The sequence below is a fragment of the Intestinibacillus massiliensis genome, assembly GCF_900155735.1.
GTDB classification, from domain to species: domain Bacteria; phylum Bacillota; class Clostridia; order Oscillospirales; family Butyricicoccaceae; genus Intestinibacillus; species Intestinibacillus massiliensis.
In genome coordinates, this window is the sequence record NZ_LT707054.1 from 80,190 (window position 1) to 87,340 (window position 7,151).

A 7,151-nucleotide genomic window follows, 5' to 3' on the forward strand; every position below is an offset into this window, starting at 1 on the left:
GCGCCAGCCCGCCTGCGCAAACGCGCGCACCGCCGCCGCGCCGATACCACGCGAGCCGCCGGTAATCCAAACGGTTTTTGCCATAGTCCCTCCGATAAAACAGGGGGCGCAGGCACATCCATGCCCCGCCCCCGTTGATATACGCCCGCCCCTCCCGCCGTGCGGGAAAAAGCGCATCCCTTACCAAGGGGGATCCCCCGCCCTGGGATTTGTCAGGTCGCTACCATCTGCGCCGCTTCAAACAGCGCCTGATTGATGTCCTTCTTGCGCGCGAGGCCTTCCTCGATGTCGTAATCCGTGATCATGTTGTCATCGAACACAACGACGCGGTTGGTCTTGCCCTCGATCAGGATCTTCACGGCATGGTAACCCATGCGCGTGCCCATCACGCGGTCCTGCGTGGACGGCGAGCCGCCGCGTTGGATATGGCCGAGGATGGTGACGCGGGTATCGATGCCGGTCTGTTCATGGATGCGGTCGGCGACGTCCTGTGCGGAACCGTAGCCCTCCGCGACGATGATGATGTGGTGGTTCCTGCCCTTGATGCGGCCCATGCGCATCTTTTCAATGACCGTACTTTCAAAATCGACCTCGCGCTCGGGCAGCAGGATCGCGGTCGCGCCGACGGCTACGCCGACATGCAGCGCCAGATGCCCCGCGCGGCGCCCCATGACCTCGACCACCGAGCAGCGCTCGTGCGACTGCATCGTATCGCGCAGCTTGTCGATCGCGTCGACCGCCGTGTTGCAGGCCGTATCAAAACCGATGGTATAGTCCGAGCACACGATGTCGTTGTCAATCGTGCCCGGGATGCCGATCGCCGGCACGCCGAGACGGGACAGCGCCTGTGCGCCGCGGAACGTGCCGTCGCCGCCGATGGCGATCAGGCCGTCGATCCCCATATACTTACAGGTGTTCGCCGCCTTTTCCAGGCCTTCCGGCGTCAGCATTTCCAGGCAGCGCGCGGTATACAGCATCGTGCCGCCCTTTGTGATAATGCCGTCTACCGAACGGGCCGCCAGTTCGATGATATCGCCGTTGATCAGGCCGCTGTAGCCGCGGCGGATACCCAGCACCGCGACGTCCTGCGCAGTGGCGGAACGGACGATGGCACGGATCGCTGCGTTCATGCCCGGCGCGTCGCCGCCGCTCGTCAGAACGCCGATCCTTCTGATCGGTTTTTTATCCATACAAATGAACCTCCGCAAAAATTATCCCTGTGGTTTATTTAATTATAACATTGTTTTCACCTAGAAGAAACCTCAATTTTTCCAATAATACTAAATCGCGGCGGACCCACATCGCCCGCGGCGCGAGCATCTTCTTTTTGGTGCCGGCCGGCACCAGGACGACCGGCATGATCCCGTGATACTGCGGCAGCAGCGCCTTGACCTGCTCGGTCTCGCCGCAGTCCATTGCGGGCACCTGGATGAAAAGCCGTTCGGGCGCGCGCTGCTCGGCCTGTTCCGGCCGAAGGGCGGGACGGCTGGTGCGCGCGGGGTCTGCCTGGGCGTTGAGATATTCCTCGCTGAGCGGCACGGCCTCGGACGCGATGATCTTCGGCGCCTCGTCCTCGCGCGCGTCGATGCGCCCGGTCAGCAGCACGGCGTTGTCCTCCTTAAGGTACGCGCCGGACTGCTGCAGCGTCCTGGGGAACACCACAAGCTCGATGCCTGCGGACTCGTCCTCCACCGTGACATACGCCATCATGGAACCGTTTTTGGTGGATTTCAGGCGCACAGCGGTCACGACGCAGGCCAGCCGGACGGTCATGCCGTCCTTGTAGCGCGGCTGCGCGGTTTCCTCGGACAGGTCGTCCACGATATCGTGGATGCGCGCGGCGTTGGCCTTGGCCGCAAGATCGCGGTACTCGTCCATCGGGTGCCCGGAGAGGTAGAGGCCGGTCGTCTCCTTTTCCATCGCCAGCATCTCGCGCCGCGGCAGGTCGGGCACGTCGGGCAGGGCAATCTGTACGTCCTGTACCGCGCTGCCCTCCATGCCGAACAGGTCGAGCTGCCCCTCGAGGTTCTTTTTCCGGTTCTGCGCGACGGCGTCGAGCACACGGTCGTAGATCATCAGGAGCTGGCTGCGACGGTAACCCATGGAGTCGAACGCGCCCGCCTTGATGAGGCTTTCCAGCGCGCGGCGGTTCAGCTCGCGCTCGTACATGCGCTCGCAGAAGGATTGGAAGGATTCAAACTTGCCGTGCGCCTCCCGCTCCAGGACAAGCTGCTTCATAAACGCGCGGCCGACGTTCTTGACCGCCGCCAGGCCGAAGCGGATGTGCTCCCCAGAAACCGAGAACTCGTCGCGCGACTCGTTCACGTCCGGCGGCAGCACGCGGATGCCCATGTCCCGCGCCGCGGCAATGTATTCGGATACCTTTTCCGACCAGTCGAGCACGCTCGTCAGCAGCGCCGCCATGTATTCGCGCGGGTAGTGGCACTTGAGATAGGCCGTGCGGTAGGATACCACTGCGTAGCACACGGCGTGCGCCTTGTTAAAGGCGTAATTCGCAAAGTCCAGGATCTGGTCGAAGATTTCGGCGGCGGTCTTTTCATCCACGCCGCGGCGCACCGCGCCGTCGATCCCCAGCTCCCCGTTGCCGTAGATAAAGTTTACCCGCTCCCGCTCGAGTTCCTTGAACTTCTTTTTGCTCATGGCGCGGCGCACCATGTCCGCCTTGCCGAGCGAATAGCCCGCAAGGCTCTGGAACACCTGCATGACCTGTTCCTGGTAGACCATACAGCCATATGTGACGGACAGGATCGGCTCCAGCAGCGGGTGCTTGTACTGCACCTTGGAAGGGTCGTGCCTGCACTCGATATAGCGCGGGATGGACTGCATCGGCCCCGGCCGGTACAGCGCCACAACCGCGGTGATGTCTTCGATCGACTGCGGGCGCAGGCCGGTGACGACGTTCGTGATGCCTGCGGATTCGAGTTGGAACACGCCCATCGTCTTGCCCTGCCCAAGCATTTCAAAGGTCGCCGCGTCGTCCAGCGGCGCGTCCTCCATGGAGAAGCCCGGCTCGCGCAGGCGCACCATCTTTTCCGCGTCCGCGATGACGGTCAGGTTGCGCAGCCCCAAAAAGTCCATTTTGAGCAGGCCGAGTTCCTCGAGCGTCACCATGGTGAACTGCGTCACCGGCTGGTCGCCGTTCATGGAAAGCGGCACATAGTGATCCACCGGCTCCTTGGTGATGACGACGCCCGCCGCGTGCGTGGAGGCGTTGCGCGGCATGCCCTCGAGCTTGCGCGCGGTGTCAATCAGGTTTTTGACCGTCAGGTCGTTCTCATACATGCGCCGCAGCTCGGCGTTTGCCGAGAGCGCCTTCTCGATCGTGATGTGCAGCTCGTTCGGCACCTGCTTGGCGACGACGTCCACCTCGTTATACGGCACGGAAAGGGCGCGCCCAACGTCGCGGATCGCGCCGCGCGCCGCCATGGTGCCGAAGGTGACGATCTGCGCGACGCGGTCCTTGCCGTACTTGTCCGTCACGTACTGGATGACCTCCGGCCGCCGCACATAGCAGAAGTCGATATCGATATCCGGCATGGAGACGCGCTCCGGGTTGAGGAAGCGTTCAAAGTACAGCGAATACTGGATGGGGTCGAGGTCGGTGATATCCAGGCAATAGGAAACGACCGAGCCCGCCGCCGAGCCGCGCCCCGGCCCGACCGGGATGCCGCTGCGCTTGGCGAAGCCGATGAAGTCCGAGACGATCAGGAAGTAATCGACAAACCCCATCTGGGCGATCATGTTGATCTCATAGTCCAGGCGCTGGCGCACCGTGCCGTCGTCCTGCGGGTAGCGCTTTTCAAAGCCCTCGCCGCACAGCTTTTCCAGGTACTCCCGCGCGGTGTAGCCCGCCGGCACGTCGAATTCCGGCAGGTGGTACTTGCCGAACTCAAACTCGACGTTGCAGCGCTCCGCGATTTTGACCGTGTTTTCGAGCGCCTCCGCGTGCCCCGGGAACAGGGCGGCCATCTGCTCGCCCGACTTGATGTAAAACTCCTCGGTCTCAAACTTCATACGGGTCGGGTCGTCGACCGTCTTGCCCATCTGGATGGACATGAGCACGTCCTGGATCTTGGCGTCCTCGTGCGTCAGGTAGTGCGCGTCGTTCGTGGCGACGAGCGGGATGCCGGTCTCCTCCGACAGGCGGTACAGCCCGGTGTTGACACGCCGCTGCGCCTCGATCCCATGGTCCTGTATCTCAAGGAAGAAGTTGCCCTCCCCGTAGATTTCCAGGAACTCCAGCGCCTGCCGCTTCGCGCCCTCATAGTCGCCGGACTCGAGCATGCGCGGGATACGCCCCGCCAGGCAGGCGGACAGGCAGATCAACCCGCCGCTGCACTCCCGCAGCAGCTCCATATCGACGCGCGGCTTCATGTAGAAACCCTCGGTAAAGCTGCGGCTCACCATATGGATCAGGTTGCGATACCCCTCCATATCCTTGCACAGCAGGATCAGGTGCGTATGCCATTCGCCGTTTATATAGGTGCGGTCAAACCGGGAACGCGGCGCGAGATAGACCTCGCAGCCGATCACCGGGTGCAGACCCTTGGCCTTGGCCGCGCGGTAAAAATCGATTACGCCGTACATGACGCCGTGATCCGTAATGGCGATGTGCTTCTGCCCGAGCGAAGAAGCGCGCTCCATCAGTTCCTCGATGCGGCACGCGCCATCCAGCAGGCTGTATTCCGTATGTACGTGCAGATGTGCAAAATCAATCATCTGGGGTCTCCTCTACAGGTGCATATTGCGCGGCAAACGCCATGAGCTTGCGCATGCGGTGGTTCATGCCGGGCTTGCTGACCGGCGGGTCGCACAGCCCGGCAAGTTCGGCCAGGCTGGCGTCCGGGTGCGAAAGGCGCAGGCGCGCCGTTTCCCGCAGCGCCTCGGGGAAAGCGTCCTCCCCCGCTCGGTCGATCACGCCGCGGATGGCGAGCACCTGCCGTGCGGAAGCGTCCGCCGCCTTGACGAGGTTCGCGGTCTCGCAGTTGACCTGCCGGTTCACCGTATTGCGGATGTTTTTCTCGACCTTGGCCTCCATGATCTCCATGGCCGCGCGCGAAGCGCCGATGAGCGTCAGGAAATCCTCCACGCGCGCAGTGTCCTTAAAATAAAGCACCGCGGAGGAGCGCCGCTCCGTCATCTTGGGGGACAGCCCCATATCGAGCATCAGGCTCATGACCTCGCGGCACAGGCTCTGGTGCGCGGTCTTGATTTCGAGATGGCACTTCTTGTCCGGGCTGGCCACCGCGCCGCCCATCAGGAAGATGCCGCGCAGGAACGCCGCCGCGCAGCAGTCGTTCTCCACCATGTTGCGGTTGAGGTGGTAGCTGATATGGTATTTAAAATCATAGCCGAGCACGCCCAGGATGCGGCGCAGGCTGCGCTCGTCGGCCACCTGCACAATGTGCTTGAGGCCGCACGCCTCCGCCTGCACCTGCACGCCGAACGCGCGCGAAATCAGCACGCACAGCCGGTTTGCAACCGCGGCGTTTTCCGTGGTTAGGCGGATTTCCCGGTGGGAAAACGCGCCGCCGTAGAGCAGCACGCCGTAGGCCTCTGCCACCGTGCAGCACGCACGTGCCAGCGGTGCGCGGCAAAGCTCGGTTTTTGTCTTGGAAGAAAAGGACATCTCGTCATCCCTTCTGGTAATCGCGGTGCGCGGCCGCGGCTTCGTAGCCGCGCGCCTTGACATGCGCGGCAAGCGCCTCGGCGATCGCGACCGAGCGGTGCTTGCCGCCCGTGCAGCCGATCGCCACGTTGACCGAGGTCTTGCCTTCCGCCACATAGCGTGGCAGCAGGAAGTCCATCAGCGAGGTCAGGTGGCTCATGAGCGCGTCGGCCGTGCCACCCTGGAACACATAGTCGCGGACACCCTTGTCCGTGCCGTTCTTCTGTCGCAGGCTGATTTCGTAATAGGGGTTCGGCAGGAAGCGCACGTCAAAGACCAGGTCTGCCTCCGGCGGGATGCCGTACTTGAACCCAAACGACTGCACCGTTACCTCGAGCAGGTCGTCGTTCTCGTTTGCAAACAGCTTGATCAGCTTGTCCCGCAAGCCGCCGGTCGAAAGGTTGGTGGTATCGACGACGTAGTCGGCCTTGCCGCGCACGCCCTCGAGCAGGGCGCGTTCCTTCATGATCGCGTCGGTCATGCTGACGCCATCCTCCATCAACGGGTGCTTGCGGCGCGTCTCCTTGAAGCGGTTGATCAGCGTGCCGGTCGCGGTGTCCAGGAACAGGATGCGGTAATCGCACCCCATGTCCCGGATGGCGTCCAGCGAGTCGAAAAGCTGCTGGAAATCGCCGCCCGCGCGCACGTCGGTCACGAGCGCCACGCGCTCGTACCGCTCGGTCGCAGCGAGGCAGATTTCCGCAAACTTGGGGATCAGCGCGATCGGCAGGTTATCCACACAATAAAACCCGAAATCCTCCAGCGTTGCCACCGTGCGGCTCTTGCCCGCGCCCGACATGCCGGATACAATCAAAAAATACATGCCTTTTGCCCTTCTTTCTCTCTTAAAGGAACCGAACTTCACATTCCAGCGCAACGCCGAACCGCTCCAGCACCGTGCGCTGCACCAAACTGACCAGCGCGCGCACATCCGCGCTGGTCGCGCCGCCGCGGTTGACGATAAAACCCGCGTGCTTTTCCGAGACCTGCGCGCCGCCGATTGCCGCGCCGCGCAGCCCCGCGTCCTGGATCAGCTTGCCCGCAAAATAGCCCTCCGGCCGTTTGAACGTGCTGCCCGCGGACGGCAGGTCGAGCGGCTGCTTGTCGCGGCGGCGCTGCGCAAGGTCTTCCATCTGCGTGCGGATGGAGGCCGGATCGCCCGGCGTAAGCCCGAGCGTCACCGATACGACCGTCCAATCCGGGTGCGCCTTAAAAACGCTGGTGCGGTACCCAAAGCCGCAGCCCGCGCCCGCGCAAGTGCGCAGCGCGCCGTCCCCGTCCAGGTAGGCGACCTCGCGCACGACGTCCGCCATCTGCCCGCCGTATGCGCCCGCGTTCATAAACACCGCGCCACCGGCGGAACCCGGGATGCCCGCCGCGAACTCCAGCCCTGTGAGGGACGCCTCCAGCGCCGCCTTTGCCACGCCCGACAGCAGGGCGCCCGCGCCCGCGCGTACGCCCT

Annotated in this window: 5 protein-coding genes; all 5 read right to left on the bottom strand. The window is 63.5% G+C overall.

From position 1 onward, the window contains the following. Window positions 1-212: 212 nt before the first annotated feature. Window positions 213-1,190 carry a 6-phosphofructokinase gene (gene pfkA / locus CZ203_RS04265; RefSeq protein WP_087064935.1) on the bottom strand — a complete coding sequence of 326 codons (978 nt, stop codon included), beginning with the start codon at window positions 1,188-1,190 and terminating at the stop codon, window positions 213-215. A gap of 34 nt (window positions 1,191-1,224) precedes the next feature. Then, window positions 1,225-4,740, bottom strand: coding sequence for a DNA polymerase III subunit alpha (locus CZ203_RS04270; RefSeq protein WP_087064936.1), 3,516 nt, complete (start codon window positions 4,738-4,740; stop codon window positions 1,225-1,227). Further along, window positions 4,733-5,650 (bottom strand): DNA-binding protein WhiA, encoded by a 918-nt coding sequence (gene whiA / locus CZ203_RS04275; protein WP_087064937.1) that lies wholly within the window; start codon window positions 5,648-5,650, stop codon window positions 4,733-4,735. The genes CZ203_RS04270 and whiA overlap by 8 nt, the downstream gene beginning before the upstream one ends. 4 nt (window positions 5,651-5,654) lie before the next feature. After that, window positions 5,655-6,512, bottom strand: a complete 858-nt coding sequence (gene rapZ, locus CZ203_RS04280; protein WP_087064938.1) for an RNase adapter RapZ — start codon at window positions 6,510-6,512, stop codon at window positions 5,655-5,657. A 22-nt stretch (window positions 6,513-6,534) separates the two neighbouring features. Further along, on the bottom strand, window positions 6,535-7,151 hold a 617-nt coding region (gene murB / locus CZ203_RS04285; protein WP_087064939.1), incomplete at its 5' end, for a UDP-N-acetylmuramate dehydrogenase.

Coding starts and splice junctions, on each gene's coding strand:
- rapZ (WP_087064938.1), bottom strand. CDS start 6,512: ATGTATTTTTTGATTGTATCCGGCATGTCGGGCGCGGGCAAGAGCCGC.
- CZ203_RS04270 (WP_087064936.1), bottom strand. CDS start 4,740: ATGATTGATTTTGCACATCTGCACGTACATACGGAATACAGCCTGCTG.
- whiA (WP_087064937.1), bottom strand. CDS start 5,650: ATGTCCTTTTCTTCCAAGACAAAAACCGAGCTTTGCCGCGCACCGCTG.
- pfkA (WP_087064935.1), bottom strand. CDS start 1,190: ATGGATAAAAAACCGATCAGAAGGATCGGCGTTCTGACGAGCGGCGGC.